Annotated in this window: 3 protein-coding genes; all 3 read right to left on the reverse strand. The window is 43.2% G+C overall.

Translation table 11 applies throughout. From position 1 onward, the window contains the following. Positions 1-12: 12 nt before the first annotated feature. From MURRU_RS06500 to MURRU_RS06510, 3 genes are read right to left on the reverse strand one after another with little or no spacing between them, the layout of a single operon-like run. Positions 13-13,629, reverse strand: a complete 13,617-nt coding sequence (locus MURRU_RS06500) for a T9SS type B sorting domain-containing protein (RefSeq protein ID WP_014032643.1) — start codon at positions 13,627-13,629, stop codon at positions 13-15. A 13-nt stretch (positions 13,630-13,642) separates the two neighbouring features. After that, entirely contained in the window at positions 13,643-15,712 is a 2,070-nt protein-coding gene (locus MURRU_RS06505) for a PorP/SprF family type IX secretion system membrane protein (RefSeq protein WP_014032644.1), read from the reverse strand. 6 nt (positions 15,713-15,718) lie between these two features. Next, a complete protein-coding gene (locus MURRU_RS06510; RefSeq protein ID WP_014032645.1) occupies positions 15,719-17,977 on the reverse strand; it encodes a T9SS type B sorting domain-containing protein in 2,259 nt (752 codons plus the stop codon). Positions 17,978-18,152: the final 175 nt, after the last annotated feature.

Consider the following 18,152-nt stretch of genomic DNA (forward strand, 5'->3'; position numbering starts at 1 on the left):
TAGTAGGTTATGTTATTCTCTATATAATGTAAAGTGGCCCACAAACTCTCTAAAGTCTTGTTCTCCTTCAAGTTTAACAACATACCAGTAATCTCCGGTAGGCAATGGTTTTCCGTCGTAATTACCGTCCCAACCTTTAACGTTTCGGGTCATCTCTTCCACTACTCTACCATAACGATCGTAAATCTTAATTAGTACATCTGGGAAACCTTCAATATTGTCAGGAATCCATATATCATTACGGCCATCACCATCTGGGGTGAAGAAGTTGGGGAACTCGATATCTATGAATTCCATAAAAATTTCCGCAGTGGCTTCACAACCGTTCTGATCTACCACAGTAACGGTATAGGTATCGGTTCTGTTGATAAAGAACGTATTATCGGTTCCGTTATCAATTCCATTGAAGTAGAAGGTATAATCCTCCACACCACCTTCTGCTATTGCTGTAATTTGGTTGATGGTGGTGTTCTCCAAGCTTAAAACAAGAGGTTCGAATGTTTCAATGGTAAAGTCATAAGTGGTCATACATCCATTGGCATGTGCAATGGTGATGTAATGGTCACCCGGTGTCATATTGGTAAAGTCAGCGGATAATTGCATATCTGCTGGATCTGTCGAATCCAGGGCATACATTAGGTCCCCTGCAATGGATTCATCTTCCAGTACGATGTCCAAGTAATTATCAGGAATATTTTCGGTACACTCGTAAACAGGCGTTACGGTAGCTGCCAAGTTTACTCCTGGATCAATTTCTACAATTACGTTGGTTTCGCAACCTTGGGCATCCCTTACAAATACTACATGCGTTCCTGCGGGCAAATCTTGGAACAAGACCTGATCTTGAACAAAGTTTGCATCAGCACTGGAATTCAGGCTTGTTTGGTAAGGAGCGGTGCCTCCGGAAATTTGAATTTCGAATGAACCATCTCCACTTTCAAAACATACCTCATCCATAATGTTGATGGCTTCGGCCACGACAGGTTCTGGTTGTGTAAGCTCAAACTGGAAAGTAATGAAACATCCGTTCGCATCTTGAGCGATTACATCATAGATGCCGGGTTCTAGATCAGTAAATGTGTTCGTCGTATCAAACTGATCTAGATTAGGTGAAATAGCGTATTGGATTTCACCCGTTCCCCCCGACACTTCAACAGTAATTGTACCGTCGTTCATTCCTGAACAGGTAATATTGGTAAATTCTTCTCTATCGACTACCAATGGTTCTGGATCAACTATAGTAATTACAGGAGATACCTCAACACAGTCCTCGCTGGTTACTCTTACATAGTAATCACCTGCCATTAGGCTATTGAATGTTCCATTGGTTTGCGGTCCATCAACCAAGTTGGTCAAGGCTGCATCGCTGAACAATTCATAACTGTAATTGCCCAAACCACCTGTTGCTTGTGCAATAATGGTAGCAGATGCTTCTCCCATACAGTTGATAATGGCCGCGGACTCGTCGATTTCCAGCATCAATTCCGGAACTTCGTCCACAGTAACTTGGTTTGATATCATTGCATCACAACCATTGGCATCACGCATATAATATTGATATGTACCTGCACCAACATTGAATGTATGGGTGTCCCCACCGCTCATTGGGTTAAACGTAACACCATCGGCACTATAGAAATAAGGTGCGGTACCTCCTGATGCTGTTAATTCCAGTTGAGCATCATCGTTACAGGTCATTCCGCTCAATTGTACCAAAGACGCCATTACTTCGGATGGTTCAGTTATGGTTACTGGATCTGTTGTAAAACTACAGTTCCAACCATCGGTAACAGTGATGCTGTAGGTTCCGGCACCCAGATTATTGAATCTTGGGCTTCCTTGTTCCCCAGAAGTGAACACAATGTTGGTTCCGGTTTCATCATAATAGTTCAACTGGTAGTTGTAAGAACCTTCACCTCCAGCAACATTGTGCGCCCATACGGATGCACTTTCATCTCCAAAGCACAATAGGTCAATTGGAGCAGCATCAATATCTGCAGTAATTGGGTCTACAGGATCTAAGATCAAAGAAGTATTATCAATAATTTCACAACCCTCACTATCAGTTACGCTTACTTCGTATGATCCAGCGGACAATCCAGTGAACACATAACTATGTACATCGTTCATGGTGTAGGATTGTGTTGTGGTGATATTGGTCAATACGATATCGTAAGGAGCATAACCACCTGTTGGGGCAATAAGTACTTCACCCATATCATCAGTACAGGTAACGCTGGCCACTTGTTCTGGGGTAACTTCCAGTTCACTGCTTGGTGATTTAATGGTTACTGAACCAGATGTATCTGTACAAAAAGGCGCTTCGGTTGCTTCTACCTCAACATAATAGTTGCCGCCTACCAAAGCAGGGTGGGTAATGGGCACAGAACCCGTAGAAGTGTTATCATTTCCTGATACAATTAGGGTACCATCATTTCTGAACACTTCATAATAGTAAGCTCCTGTATAGCCAGTTACATCAATTGTCAATTCTCCGGCATCATCAAAACAAACTGCCGGTGATGTGGCGGTGGCCGTTACATCGATAAGGTCGTAAGGTTCGACGGTATGGGTGATAAACTCGTAGCATCCAGTACCATTATCCGTTACCTGAATGGTATAGTTTCCATGGTTAGGAAGCGTAAATGTATATCTATCAGTTGAAACTGTTTGTATATCCCCAGTTTCCAAAACCTCAAATGTTAAATCATTAGGGGATGATTGACCACTGGCTATTACAGTGATTTCTTCTCCACTATTGGCACAACTTATATCAACCACATTGGCTATGGTCAAATCCATTTGAGGTAATGGATCAATAGTTTGTGTAGGCAATGCAAAAGTACATCCATTGCTGTCTCTTATAACTATATTATAATCATCGGCCACGGAGGTGTAATAAGTGAAGACATTTCCACCAGTTGGCATAAAGGTCCCACCATTTACACTGTAGAAGTAGTTTGGTGTACCACTAGTTGGGTCGATGGTTACTTCTATTTCGGCCTGTTGCGTTCCATTATTGGTATCACAAGCTAATTGTGTAGTTGTAGCCGTAGCGCCCAATGGATCAGGCTCCCCAACGGTTTCGGTTTTGACAGCCTCACACTCCCTTTCAGATACTACGCGCACTTGGTAATCTCCTTCTGGTAGATTTTCGAACAGTGGACTATCTTGTAGCGATCTGTCAGGAGCTCCAGCACTCAAACCAACCAATGCATACTGGTAAGGTGGATTAAGTGCAGTGGCTGGATCTAAATTGACCAAGATGCTACCATCACTGCCTCCAGCACAACTTACATCTACAATAGTTGCATCCTCTAGAACGGGATCAACCTTATCATCCAATGTTTGGCGTACTTCATAGGTACAAGGTTCGGAAGTATCCAAATCGGTAACTGTGAAGATGTATTCCCCAGGTTCTGTAAGACCTGTGAAAATACCATCCGCGTCCGCATCTATGGTTATATTGCCCAATGGATCTTCAACACGGTATTCCAAGTTAGAGGAGCCACCTGTTACATTAATGGTGATTTGTCCTCCTGGATTCATTGTACAATCAATAGTTTTATCTACGGTGGCATTGGCTGTCATGGCATTGGTCAATTCCACGGTACCTGGAAGTATTACGGAACAACCCCATTGATCGGTAATTTCAACCGTGTAAGAGCCTGCGCCCAATCCAGAGAAAATGGTACTTGATTGTGGAGAGCCAAAGTTGCTTCCATCCTTGATCAATAGGTAGCTATAGTTGCTTCCTTGTCCACCAGAAGTACCCACTACTTGGATTTCACCTTGCAAGTCCACACAGTTGGACTGGTTGACTTGCAGTGTTGCGGTAATTGGGTCTGGGACGCTCAATTCAACATCGGGTAATTGTAAAGCACATCCTTCTTGATCTATGATCCAAACCTCATAAGTACCTGCCGTAAGATTCTCAAACTTAGGAGTGGGTAAATAGCTGGATGTATTGTTGGGATCAGGATTTGGTGTGGTACTTACATAGTAAGCATATCCACCCCATCCACCAGAAGCTGTTACTTCAATAATGCCATCTTCCACACAAGTAATGTCGGTAACAGTTCTAGAACCGCTGATTGCTGCATTTGGTCCTGCAATATTGAAGGCTTCCTCATTGGTACATTCTGGAAAGACATCTTGTGAAATGACCAAGCGGTAACTGCCTGTGGCCAAGCCACTATATGTTTCAGGACCAGTGGTCGTTGAATTGTCTGAATGGACGGGTAAATCATCCGAAGTATCCACAGGCGTTCCATTGGTGTTGTAAATGGTCCAATTAAATCCGCCGGCATAAGTGGCATCCACAAGTTCAAAGGTTACTTCGCCCGTGGCTGTGCCATAACAGATGATATTACTGACCACATTTAGATCTATATCGAATGTATTGGGGTCGGTAATGGTTTCGGAAGTTGAAACAACACAACCTGTGTCGATATGGCGCACCAAGAAATTGTGGGTGCCCGCATCCAGTCCACCAAAGACATTGGAAATTTCCCAAGTTGCACCGTTATCAATACTATACTCAAAGCGAGATGGGTCTCCTAAAGTTGATGTAACATTAATAGTAATCTCCCCATCCATACCTGGAGTACAGCTTAATGGGTTTGTAATGGCAGCTACGGCATCGGTGATTTGATCATAAGGTGCGATAACCGCTGTTGTTGTCCCCAGACAACCATTGTCATCGTATACATTGATGGTATAGTTACCTCCATTTGTATCGGTTTCAATATATGTTGGATTACTACCAGATTGAACCACCACGGAACCGGCATCGTTGATAAACTCATAAGTCACATAGTTGCCACTACCTCCTGTTATGGAAGCTGTATCCACTGTAATGCTGGCATTGTTTGAATTGTTGCCAACGGCACAGACAAACTCCACCACATCTACATCAATGTTATCAATGGGTTCGGGTTCGGTAATGGTTACCGTTTCAATATCGGCACAATTATTTGCCGCGGTAACCTGAATGTCATAGGTAATACCTGTAGTGGAACCTTCAAGATTTGTAAAGGTGGCAGTTGTTGCCGTACTGTTTGTTGGGGCAATCGGTGTACTGATTGAGGCGTCTGATGCTGCAATGATTTGGAATGTGTATGGGCCAATTCCATTATCAATAGCTTGTACGGAAATGGTTCCATCGTCTGCATCATTACAGGTAACATCTGTATAAGTGTAAGTAAATGATGGATAGGGAGCTTCGGGCACATCTATGGTAACTGTTTTTGGACAGTTTGGCGGTGCTGTGCCCATATCAAAGACGATAACGTCATAACTTCCGGCAGCTCCTGCACCGTCCCAAACAAACTTGTTGGAAGCGTCAAGGGTCAAGGTGCTTTGGGGCATATCGTATGCCGTTCCCGGTCCATCTATGATAAATTCATAATTTCCTGATCCAGAAATCACTTCGATTTCCAATTCTGCATAAGCATTGGTGCCAGACTCGCAATCTAAAGCCACGGTTTGAATTACGTTGAATTCAAGTGGTGGATGGATGTCGAATGTTTCGGAATCAATACAACCGTTTAAGTCTCTTACCTCGATAGTCTGGTTATCGCCTGAACTCAATCCGGAAATCAGATATTGGTTGCTTCCATCAAAAGTAAAGTTCTGGAAGGCAGCACCATTTACACTGATTTGGAAAGGAGCCATGGCATCAGCTGGATTGTCCAAAGTAACCATTACTTCAAATAAACCTTCATCCACACATTCATCCACTACTGCAATGGATATTTCCGGGCTTGGGTCGAGAAGAACAGTTACAGGATCGCTCTGTATACAATCGTTGGCATCTTTTACGTAAACAATGTAATCTCCCGCCTCAACATTTGCTGTTGTGCTGCTTGTCCAACCAGTTGTAGAGGCGGTTGGAGCAGGGTCTAAAGCAGGTAGGTATAGGTACTCATAAGGAGCTGTACCAAATTGAGCATTTGCTGTTATTACCCCAGCATTTGGGGTACAATTGTCATTGGTTGGAGATTCAGCGATTACCTCAAGCAATGTTGGTGATTGTTGTATTACAAAGGAGTCAGATGCTGAAACACAACCATTCTCATCTTCATAAAGAATATAATATTCACCAGGACTTAATCCTGTTGCAGTATCAGTTTCTGGACCACCAACAGTACCAGATATTGTTCCGGTAATTCCTGTGGCGGTGTTAGTAGTGTAATAGAAAATTTCATAGTTCACATTGGTTCCAACATAATCCCATACGGTAAAGTCAACACTACCATCAGCAGCACCCGTACAGGTAATATCAGTAACAGTGTCAATTGATGAATCTAAGCTAGAAGTTGTTGAAACAGGAACAGTGGCTTCTTGAAGATATTCACATTCTGTATCCTCATCATAAACGATAAATGTATAGGTAACTCCAGGTGTTAAACCAGTGAACAAATGGGAGTTATCAGGTGCAGGGGATGCATCCTCAGGAAACCATGCAGGATCCGATGCGTTAAATGTAGGAGCTGGATATAGGGCAAAATAAAAAGTCCCTGTTCCAAGTGTTCCATTTAAAGCATCTGCCTCCACTAACATTTCACCACTGCCAGGGGTACAGCCAGCAGTTGCTTGAGTTGTTATCAACACATCGGGACCCGTGGTTATGGTTACTGTTGATATATCTTGGCACCCATTTGAATCAGTTACCACAAGGGTATAATCGCCAAAATCCAATCCAGTGAATGTGTGGTCATTGGTACCTGCAGATGTATCATAGGTTAAGTTTACACTATGATCATTGTTAAATACCTCGTATATATAAGTTGGTGTTCCTCCAGAAGCATCAACTGTAATTGTTCCTAGTTCAGTGCCGGTAGCCGCACAAGTTAGATTTGTATGGGTAACATTAGAAGAAATAGGAGTTGGTTCAGAAATCACTACTGGATACGGGTCTGATACACAACCTTTGGAATCGGTTACGGTCACTTCATAATTGCCTGCAGGCAATCCTGTAGTTTGTGTTCCATAGTCTGTACCACTGATAGTTTCAAAAACATTAATTGTGTATGGAGGTACTCCTACAGAAGTATCTATAACAACATCCAGCACACCGGTACTTTCCCCATTACACAATATGTCGGTTGGCGTAACACTGCTTATCACAGGTTGAGAGGCAGGTGTTACTACAATACTATTGGTTGTTGTGGTACAACCAGCGGTATCGGTTACAAGGAACGTATAGGTTCCATCTGTACTGGTGTTGAACACATTGCCAGTAAATCCAGTGGAGTTGTAGGTTGTTCCCCCATCATTGGACCATTCGTAAGAATAGGTTCCAGTACCTCCGTTTGCAGTTATGGTAATGGTTGCATCGTCCAAACAAGTCAAATCGCTGTCGAGGAAAGCCGAAGCGGACAAGGCAGGATTGATTATAGCAGTATCCGTAGCAGTACAACCATACCCATCACGTACATCAATGGTATAGGTTCCCGCGGTCAGGTTCTCAAACGTATAAGTTGTATCGGTTGAAGGCGATGGTGTAATCCATGCACCGCCATTTATACTGAACTGATAGTTTCCGTTTCCACTGGTTACATCCACTTGAATACTACCATCGTTGTTGCCACTATAGCATAAGGTTGGTGTTACATCAAACGCAATGATTTCGGCAGGATCAACGGTAACAGGTGTTGTATCCTCACACATATTGGCATCCTGAACCCTTACCACATAATCGCCCGCTGCAAGTCCAGAGAAGCTATTTGAAGATTGGTAGGTTACGATAGGCGTACCACTTGTATCTTCCAATTGATATTGATAGGCCGGTGTACCTCCCGTAGCAGTGGCGGTAATGGTTGCCCCACCATTGGTACAGGTTAGCTCTGTAGTAACCGAAGCAGAAACATCAACCACGTCGGGTTGTGTTAAGGTTTGACTCAACACAACGGAGCATGCAGCATCCCTTAAATCTCTTATGTTGATGGTATGTGTTCCTGCTGCTAATCCAGTAATGGTTACTGGACTAGTGGTTGAAGTGGTAAACACACCACTATTGTCAATTTCATATTCAAAACCAAGACCAGAATCGAAGTTTTCGGCTTCAAAAGTAATGGTACCATCGGCATCGCCGTTACAAGTAATGTCCGTGTGGGCGGTAATGGCTCCATTAAAGGCATATCCTGGTTCTACATTTACAGAAGTTGTAACAGTACATTCACTTCCGTAATCTACCTCAATAGTATGTGTTCCTGAAGCAACTCCACTGAAAACATTGTTCCCTATTTGTGGTGTTCCGCCATTTAAACTATAGGTATACGATGCATCCAAAGGTAGCACGGTTACCTCAGCAGTACCATCACAATTATAGGTAACAGTTGTGCTCAGTGTTGGTTCAACAGGAAGAGGTGGAATTATGATTTCTGGTAAAGTGATGAAACAATCTATTACATTGGCATCACGCACACGAATACTATAGGAACCATCTTCCAATCCTGCAAAAACGGTAGAAGTGGTCCAAGTTCCGCCATTCAAACTGTATTCAAAGTTTCCTGAGCCTCCAGAGGTAGGTGTAATACTGCCCACGGTGATTTCGCCCAGTTGCGTACAGGTGTAATCTTGTGTGATTTCAGCTTCAGCAACAATTGGGTCGGGTTCTGTAATAGTTACCTGAGTTGTAACAGGACAGTTGTTGGCGTCTGTTACACTTATATCGTATGTTCCGGCCGGTAGGTTTATAAAGGTGTTCGATGTTTGATAGGTTGTCCCATTGTCTATACTGTACATATAGGGAGCTTCACCACCAGTTACATTTAAAACAATGCTTCCATCGGAACCTCCATTACAACTAACATTAGTAATATTGGGTGTAAGAGCCAATGAATCATCTTGTGTAATAGTGATATCATAAGTGGCTTCACAATATCCTGAAGCTCCGCCATTATCTCTAACATATACATCGTAATCTCCTGCGCTTGTTACTGTAATTGGGTTTGTTGGAGCAAAGTCCGTATCGGCTGGAGTTGCTCCATCGGCAACCACGGCATACACATAATTTCCATCTCCACCAGCTGCGGTAATGGTTATATCTGTATCCGTTCCACAAGCAGTAATGTTTGGAGCTGAAGCTACAACACTGAGCTCCGGGTCAATGGTGATGGATGCCGTGTCGGTACAATCGTTACCGTCCCTAACTTCAATCGTGTAATCTCCTGGTGCTAGCCCAGTAAACACATTGTTTGTCCCAAATGGACCTCCATTTAAACTGTATTCAAAGTTTCCGTCGCCACCATCAGTAACATTGGCAGTCAGAGTCAAACCTGTGGCATCATCGTAGCAAATATCGTTAGGGACAATTTCTAGAACGGGTTCAACGGCCTCATTAATGGTGAAGATATCCGTGAATTCACAACCGTTCGCATCCGTAACTTTGAAGGTATAGTCGCCCCCAATGGCCAAATTGCCGAACAACCCGTTGGATTGTGGTGCTGGAGGAGTATAACCGGTAGGGCCGGAAATAATTTCGTAAGTATAGCCTTCCCATCCGCCTGTGGCCGTAATATTCACAGATCCATCGACTATACATGTGGGCTGTTCAATTGCTGGTGTTGCATCAATGGGTGATGGTGGAGCATCAATGGTCACGGTTGCCGTATCGGTACAATTGGTTTCATTGTCCGTTACGGTTATGGTGTAGGTGCCATCCTCCAAATTACTTATAGAAATGGAGGAATTTGTTTCGGCCGTTCCAGTATTGGAGTATGCCGAAGGCCCGGATATAGTGTAATCGTAAGAGGTATTAAATCCGGAAACCGTGAAAAGGGCTTCCCCATCTTCAGCATCAATACAGCTTATATTGGCCATTGCTTGACCCACAACGCCAATAGGTGTTGTTGGGGCAATGGTATAGCTTTCGGTGTATTCGCATCCAGTAGCATCGGTAACCCTAAAAGTATAAGTGTCTGGGTCCAGTCCGCTAAAGGTGGCTGTATCTCCGGAAGTGGTATTTGGTGCTATAGGAGAAGGGGCAATGATTTCGTAAACAAAGGCAGCTGTTCCTCCTGCAACGGTTACTGTTACATCCGAAGTTTGATCGGGACATCCTGGAACCGTGGAATTGAAAACCAAGTCCGTTGGAGGGTCCAATGGGGCTATTGTAATAGCATCGGAAAAGGTACAACCATTGGCATCCCTTACAGTAACGGTATAGGTTCCATCTGTTAGATTGGAGAAAGTCGGAGAACTGTCAAAAGTCACCCCGTCTATGCTGTATTCGTAGGGTGCGGCACCACCGGTTACATTTTGGGCTTCGATAATACCGTCTTGCAAACAACTGTACTCTTGTACTATAACGGCATCTAAATCCAAGGCAGCTGCTGGTGCGTCGATGCTATGATATTCATAATAATCACAAGCGGCACTACCTTTTCGTTGGTTGATAACCACCACGTAATCCCCACTGGTCAAACCAGGAAAGTTTCCTGATGAGTTGGTGGCCAAGGCATTGGCAAAGTCGTAGTTTTCTTCGTCAAAACCAGTTGCATCAAACAAATAGTAAGTAAGTTGGTACCCGTTATCGTCTACCAGATTAAAAGTAATCGTACCCGTAGACTCTCCGTAACAGGATACATCCATTACTGATGTTGCATTATACTCTGCTGCTGGTCTAAACTCAATGGTTACGGGATTGGAGATGTCATAACAGTTGTTCCTGTCCACGACCACGTAGGTATATGTACCGGCTCCCGCAGCGCCAACAACGTCAAAAATCTGTTCTGTCTGGAATTCCGAGGCAGGTATATCCGCTACCGAGGGGTATGAAATTTGTGTGACCCCGTTTCTGTCTACAAACGACCAAATAGCATAAACATGGGGGGTCTTTCCTCCTTTGGAATCCATTATGATGTTTCCCTCCTTACAAGTAATGTGTTGAGAAATCCTTGCGGTCAATTCCAAGTTTGATTCATCAAGAATGGTAACTTGTTCCGTATAGGCACATCCATCGTCAGTAGAAACATTAACATCATAGATGCCGGCATTTAAATTCTCAAAGGTGTAATTATTGTCTGTTGACGGACCATGGGTATCCACCTCTACGCCGCCTTGGGAAATGGTGTAATAGTATTGTGGCTCCACATCCAAAACAGAAATGGAAATTGCACCCAGATCGTTACAACTTGTATTTTGGGCGGTAATGTCCACTTGAAAATCTCTTTCGAGAATACCAATGTTGTCCAATACGAATACACAGCCATCGGTTACACCCTCTTGTCTCATTTCTACCATGTAAGCTCCATTTGTGGTAATATCGAAGCTTGGGCTTGGTCCGTAGGGAACCAATACATTGCCTGTAGTTTGGTCTACAAGTTGGTACTCATAACTCAAAGGCATATTGGTTACCGTAATGTTTCCGGGAGTATTACAGATAATATCTCTGGAAGTGTATTGTGGGTCTAGTGGGTTTTTGTAAATATTGAAATAGAATCGACTAAAACATCCGTTCTGATAGTTGATAACCAATCGGTACTGACCGGAATCCGAGGCTAAAAAGTCATTACCCGTGTCAACCGTGTTCCAAGTACAACTGGCATTGGTGTTGGCGCATCCATCGGTAGCTTCCGTACAGCTGGCTTCATCCAACTTTTCCCAAACTATGCTCTGGGCATCTGGAATGTTGATTTGAATGAGCTCGGTGTCATTTAATCCGCACAAGAAAATTTCCGGCAGTTCGCTACCATCATTGGGACATACAAGAATATCTCCGTCTATGGTGTTAGAGGTATCGTTGATCAAGGCGGTAATGGGGTTGCTCTGTGTTTCACCAAAAAGTTCAACCACGATTATTTCAGCAAAATCCTTACAGGGGTCGGCAACTTGCTTATCCACAATGTAAGTTCCTGTTTCATCTACCAATATGGTACTTGGGTCGTTGTCGGAGTCACTGTCCGTAATTACCGTATCGGTACCTATATCAATAGTGTTGTTCCCGTTTTCGTCGCGATACCAGATATAATTGTCGAAGTTGTCACCGGCGTCTAAAAGCACATTTTCGCCGCAGAGCTGAACGGTTCGTGTAAAGTTACAGGCTTCAAGGTCATCCAAAAGGAAATTGGTGGCCCCGGGATAAGCAAAACCACAGCCATCAAAATCGTACACACTGGGGTCGTCGGTTATGGAGGCGCTATTTATTGCACCGCTATAAGTTGAATAAGCAAGGTTTTCAATGATATCGGTACAGGCATCGATAAAGTCAAAACAGTTTTCGGCCACTTGTACCCGCATGCGTATGGTTGCTGCTGGATCATCCTCTTCAACAATACTATCGGGGATAGTAAAAATAATGGTTCGGGTAGCCGGATCAAAAGTATAAGTTGTACCCGTTGGCATGGTTATACTGGATTCGTCGAGGGTTACATTGATAGGTAGCACGTCCCTAATGGTATATCCCACCGCATCATCGTTGCCCACATTTTCGAAAGTGAGGACGTAGTCCAAATATTGTCCAAGATTAACACCTAGTCCGGTAATATCATTGCCCGCAATGTCCTCGACCGTTTTGGCCAAGTTTATCTTGGGCTCTATAATCTCTACATCCATTGAGGTGAAGAAAATGTCGTATTTATCTTGTGTGGACGACGCCCTAAATGTGGCTCCCGTTTCATCATTGGGAATCACGGAATTGCTCGGGTTGGGAATGGTAAACATGTCCACATCCCACCCTAAAGTGTTTTCACTATTGGGATTTCGGGTGGTTACAATACTACCTTCGTTGGTAATATTACTGTTGAAAAAGTTATTGGAGGGGTTTGCGCTGTTGGACAATGTTGTAAAAGAACTATTGCTATCCGCCTTAAAAGCGAGTTGATCCCCGGTAATTCTATTGTCGCCCTCCAAGGTTGCCACACCCAATTTGGCCCGTACAGGAAAAGGAGGAGGCAGTGTGGTAAACCCACTAAAGGGTATGTCCACAGTTTCTCCGGACTTAACACCCGCATAACCATCAAAAGTAGTGATGAATTTACCTGGATAGGTCGGGTTTTCATAAACCACGACCATGGTCCACCCTCCGGAAACACCTCCTTGGATGGAGCTGCCGGAACTGGCCCTTACATTGCCCACAAAATAATCACCTTCCGGATTGGTGAGTCCGGTAACAATGGAAGTCACGTCCTTATAACAGGCGTAAGGGGCGTAGTAACCAAAATCACCATCATTATAACCATCAAATAGGATTTCATCCGCGGTCAAATCCATATAGGAACCACCGGGAACCCTAAATTTTACTTGGTCGAAATCACTACGGTCACTATCTGTATAAACGGCCGACCAATACAGTCCAGCATACCTGATTTGGGAACAGCTGGGGTCTGGAACGGCCAATGTTGCACTACTGGAGCTGAATGTTGAAGGATCACCATCAATATCAATGTACTGCATGTTCAACCTATCGTTGTACTCGGAACTAGACCCTGTAAGGTTATAGGGGTCTTCAGGGTCTTCTGATGAGGTATCCCTGTTGACTATATTGTTCGCAATAAACGTTATGTCACCTTTGAGTCTGTTTTCATAACGGACATCAAAGGTGTTTTTTATTTGTGAAATACCCGTATACGAAAACAAGAGTATACAGATTAATGTGCCCCACCTGAGTAGTGATTTTTTCATAGTATGGTGGTTTTTAAATGGTTGTGTTTGATTTTATTCGCATAATCCACATATCGTCGTTATACGAAGCGTTTAGTTTGGTATAGTAAGATGTTAAGGCGTTGTTCCAGGTTTCGTGCTTTTTCAAATACACGTACCTGTGCTTGTCCTCTGGGCTTATAAAATAGCTTGCATGCAACCCTCTGGAATTCAGTTCTTTTACAAACTCTTTGGCGCTTGATGAACTTTCAAAAACATTGGCAATGATGTAAAAGCCTTCTGGCAGTCCGTCAACGGATTGGGATCTGATTACGACATTGTGCTTTCCTTTGGAACTGTTGGCCACATTTTTGGACAATAGATTATTTTCGTATTTGGAGTTACGTTTGTTGACCTCTCCTGAATACCCCGCTATTCGAGAATTACCATTGTTCACGTTCATTACCCAAGCATCACCTTGGTATGTGCCGTTCATTTTGCTGTGGTAAGCTTCTAAAACATCGTTTTTGTTGCCAAAGTCCCCAATGTAAACGTAGTTAAGACCGTTTTTTGGGTTTTGGAAATAGTCAGCATCAATTCCTTGAGCTCTTAGTTTTTCAATGAATGCATTTACGTTGTTGGGGTCTCTAAAAACATTGGCAATCAAATAATGACCGCTTTCCACATTGGGTACGGCATGAGATTTGAAACCAGTTTTTTTACTTTTTGAAGGTCTATAGGTATTATCCTTTTTTACACCTGAATTTGATGCGTAAGTTGCACGGGTACTACCTTTTGTTTCATTGATCTTGATGACCTTTTTGGTTGAGGTATTGTTAGATAGTCCGTGGTTGGCCAAAGGTTGTTTTCTTTGGGTCACGATATCGGCGCTGTCCATATTGGCAAAGTATACTTCCTTGGCTTTTTCCTCCAAGGCTGGGTTTTGACCTCGGGTTTCGCGTTGAACCATTTTCATTACGGTTTCAAAGCGTCTTTCCAAGTCTTGTTTACGCGTTGATTCTATAGAATCTTGACGCATCAACAATTCATCCAGTATGGCGTCGTTCTCGGCCAGTTTGTCTTTTAGCTGGGCAATTTCAAGGTCTTTATCGGTAATATTAAGACTGTCTTGTGGTACGTCTTCATCATTGGAAACTAATTCTTCCCCTTCTGTTTCGAGCATTACACGATCCTCGGTAAGGTTGGGCGTAAAGGAGTATGCCAATGAGATTTCGTGGGTGACACCAAAGTTTTCAAACTCGTTGGAGAGGCCTTTCTCCACGGTATACCCCAGAGAGATGTTTTTGGTAAGGTTGAAACCAAGTCCTGCGGAAGCCCCATAAAAGTCGTCATATCCTGCTTGTACCCAACCTAATTTAGGCAGGTCAAGAATTAAATTTCCGCCCAATGTGATGTTTTCTTCACCTACTTTCCGCACTCTGGCCAAGGGCATTAAACGGGCACGTTCCATAATACCGCTTCCGTTTTCAAACTGATGGGTATATTGTAGGTGTCCAGAGTAAGTTTTTTCGTTGAAATCAGTTACGGATTCACTGGTTTTTAGGTTGTAATCAAATAGATTTTCTGCAAAACCACCGATATCAAACTTCCCTATGGAAAAGTTGAAACCTGGTTGAAAGCTTACCAAGGAGCTGCTTTCCAAAGTTCCCAACAATGGGTCAAAATCAACGGAATTGGCCCTGTCTTGATTAAATGCACTTTGATAGTAACTAACATTGGCTCCAAAGGTAAATGTGCTGTTCTGGCTCAAACGTACACCATAGGCATAGTTGGCGTGTACACCAAAGTTGTTGAAGAGGCCTTCGCGGTTGGTAAACAAGCTAAGACCAACACCGCTTCTATCGCTCACCCTACCACTATAGCTCAAGAAGTAAACCTGGTTATTGTCATCAAAAGATACCGATTGGTTTCTGTGAAAAAGGTTGATGTAAGACTTGTCTTCCCTAACCGTTGAAAAAGTGGGGTTTAGCAAGAACCTATTGAACTTTAAAAGGTTTTGGGAGGGGACGTTATATGGTACATAGGCTTCTTCTTCCTGTCCTCTCATACCAGAGAAGGCAAGTAGCAAGACGGCAAGTAATAGTAGAGGTTTCTTGGTTTGCATTGCTGCTTATTTAATAACAGTGATAGTTCCTTGTTTCAGGCTTTTTCCACCGCGCGTGATCTTGTAATAGAAAATCATGCTTTGTTTGTTGAACGATGTGGTGGATTGTGGCCAGTTGTTTTCGTAACCGGATTGGCTAAATACCTGTTCTCCCCGCTCATTAAAAATGGTGACAAGAACATTGGGGTCTCTGGAATATGAGTTGGGCAATACCCATAAATCGTTAATACCATCGCCATTGGTGGTAATAACATTGGGTATGGCAAACATATCCCTGTAGGTCACAGTAATCACTTTGCTTATGGTACATGTCCCGAAGCTGGCAATCAACAGGTAGTCCCCTTCTTCGGTAAAGTCATAATAACTACTTGAAGAAATTAGGTTGTTACCAGCATCATACCATTCATAGGAATCTGCACCGCTAGCGGTAAGAGTTTGGGTCTCTCCCTCAACAATGATGAGGTCTTTGGATTTATCGAGCACCAATAGCGATTCATCGAATTTACTAATGGTTATCTCGTTGGATATCAATGTACAGTCGTTGGAAGTGATGACGAGTTGATACACGCCTGTTTCGCTAACGGTAAAGCTTTCAGATGATGAATCAACTACGGTACCATCTTTCTTCCATTTGAAGGATTCATTGGCCAAGTCTGTTGTACTTTCAAGGACAATAGCTTCGCCTCCTTCACACAGCACGGTGCCATTGGCCGTAATCTGTAGTGTTTCGTCGGATGCAAGCTTTACCTGTAGGCTATTGGATGATGCCTCAAAAGCATCAATAGCACCAAACAAAGTATATTCGCCATTGTCCTCTTGCTCGGATATTGTGATGGTTTTGGACGTTTCTCCTAAAACTTCGGCACCATTCAATTTCCACTGATAATCAAAAGCGTTTTGTAAATCAGCAGTCACATTGGTGGTGGCACCATTGTCGTTTACAGCATTTATGGCAGTAAGACTCAAAGTGGCATCTACGCTCTCGCATGAAGCGTAAGTTCCTACGTAGTCTACTACAAACTCAAAAGAATCTGGGGTTACAACGCTAGTGATGGCAGAAGAGACTGGAGCAGGGGTACATGTGCCCCCATTGTCGGTTACTTCAACAAAATAATCCCCTACTTCGTTTATAACCAAAGAGTTGCTGATTGCATCCGTAATTTCGGTCCCGTTTTTATACCATTGGTATGTTGCACTTGATGCAGTAGTGCTAATGGATAATGTTTTGGTCTGCGAAGGAAGCAACACAATGTTTTCTTCATTATTGAGCGTAATATCAAAAGAACCTGCACCCGAAACAGTTACAGGGTCGGATAGTTCGGTACAAATCGCGTAACCGGAAACTTCTACCTCATAAGAACCTTCAAAACCGCTAGCTCCTGCATCAACAGTAAACGTGCTTGCCTCCACGGTTGGTCCGCTTACAATGCTTCCGTCTTTGTACCAAGTATAGGTAAGCCCTTGTCCACTGATGCTGGACTCCAGCACATGTGTTTCCCCAGGACATATTTCCACATTGCTTTCGCCATTTATGGCCAACCCAGAACTTGTCCCTGTAGAAATTTCAATGGTGTTGGACAGGGTATTGGCCGTACCTGAGCAATCACCATAATCCAATTCTACATAATATATGCCCGGTTCAGAAACGGTGATGCTTTCTGATTTTTCCGCAAGCAATGTACCACTACGGTACCAATTGTAAAAGTAGTTGGCAGCATTAGGGATATTATGTGGCTTTAAGGTTACGGAACCTCCGCCGCATAATTGAATAAGACCTCCTGAAGGAATGTTTCCACTTCCATTTTGGCTGATCAATAACGGTGAATTGTAGTCGATATAGTACATGGAAAATGCCTCAGAAGCAGGGCTTGTCTTTGCGGGAGAGGTACTTCGCACCCTCATTTTAAAGTTATCCCCCCTCATATCAGTAGGAAGGGCAAATTTGAATTCAAAATCGAAAATTGTATTCTTGTCGCTAACTCGGGCCAGTTCAATGGGAGAAGAAAAGTATCCGTCGGCATCCGATAGCTCTAGCACAAACTCGTTGTTGCTATCTACCATAGGAGGATCCCAATTAAAACTTACATAGTATTCATTGAAACCATTGGAAGCGCAAACAGCTGTCCATGCTGTATTTCCTCCAAGGTTAGGGTTGGCTGCTGGCTCGGGTTTGTAGAGTATTTGAGCTTGGGCATCAAAAGCACCAAGCAGCATAAAAGCTAAGGCCAAAACTAGAATGCTATACGTTGAACTACTATTTTTCATCACCGTTAGTATTTAAGAGGTTATGGGCCATAAGCCCTGTTAGTTTGTGCCCCTTAATTGTAATTTGTTCAAAAAGACGTTGTTCAGGCGTCTCTTTTTCATATAGTATTCAATAACAAATATGTCTCTAATTTCGACGAAAGGAAAGATATTGTTGTAGGCTATACCCAAAGTG

Origin of the sequence: Allomuricauda ruestringensis DSM 13258, assembly GCF_000224085.1 — a bacterium.
Classification (GTDB): Bacteria; Bacteroidota; Bacteroidia; order Flavobacteriales; family Flavobacteriaceae; genus Flagellimonas; species Flagellimonas ruestringensis.

Coding starts and splice junctions, on each gene's coding strand:
- MURRU_RS06500 (WP_014032643.1), bottom strand. CDS start 13,629: ATGAAAAAATCACTACTCAGGTGGGGCACATTAATCTGTATACTCTTG.
- MURRU_RS06505 (WP_014032644.1), bottom strand. CDS start 15,712: ATGCAAACCAAGAAACCTCTACTATTACTTGCCGTCTTGCTACTTGCC.
- MURRU_RS06510 (WP_014032645.1), bottom strand. CDS start 17,977: ATGAAAAATAGTAGTTCAACGTATAGCATTCTAGTTTTGGCCTTAGCT.